Here is a 794-nt window from a genome sequence, read left to right as displayed (position 1 = left end):
CCCGCAACATCGGCATCGTCGTGCCGACGATCACCGATCCATTCTACGCCGAGATGGTCAGCCGCATCGAATTTCGCTGCCGCGACGAAGGCTATTGGCCGATCGTCATCTCCTCGCATGGCTCGCCGAAGCTGGAAGCGGAGTCGGTCAGGACGCTGCTGTCGCTGAAGGTCGCCGGCGCGATCATCGCCCCGCTCGGCCTTGCCTCCGACCGCAGCGTTTTCGACAAGCTCGGGCAGGACATTCCGATCGTCTATTTCGACACCTATATCGAGGGCGATACGCCGTTCGTCGGCAATGACAACCGGCAGAGCGTGTCGACCATCGTCGACTATCTGTGTCGCTCGGGCGAGCCGCCGGCCTATCTCGACATTCCGCATGTCAACCACAACTCCGGCGAACGCCAGGAGAGCTACATCGTTGCGATGGAGACCGCCGGGTTCAAGCCGGTCGTCATCGAGGCCGCACGCGATTACACCTGGGACTTCGAACGCATCGGCTACGAGCAGACGGAAAAAATGCTGGAGGCCGGGACCTTGCCGGGCCGTACCATCCTGTGCGCCAATGATCGTCTCGCCTTTGGCGTGATGGCGGCCGCCTACTCGCGCGGCCTGAAGGTCGGCCGCAGGCCCGACTGCGACCTGCGCGTTGCCGCGCATGACGACCATCCGCTGAGCCGCTACACCTGCCCGGCGCTGACCACCATGGCGCAGGATTTCACCGCCATGGCCGGGCGTAGCGTCGAGATCCTGCTGGCCTTGCTGGACGAGGCCGATCCGCCGAAGCAGGGCCTG

The 794-nt window shown here is 64.4% G+C and carries 1 protein-coding gene; it reads left to right on the top strand.

The features are described 5' to 3' along the window. On the top strand, positions 1 to 794 hold a 794-nt coding region (locus tag EN935_RS38450; RefSeq protein ID WP_164771848.1), incomplete at both ends, for a LacI family DNA-binding transcriptional regulator.

Source organism: Mesorhizobium sp. M7D.F.Ca.US.004.03.1.1, assembly GCF_003998635.1.
GTDB classification, from domain to species: domain Bacteria; phylum Pseudomonadota; class Alphaproteobacteria; order Rhizobiales; family Rhizobiaceae; genus Mesorhizobium; species Mesorhizobium loti.
This window is presented reverse-complemented; position numbering and strand designations above follow the sequence as displayed.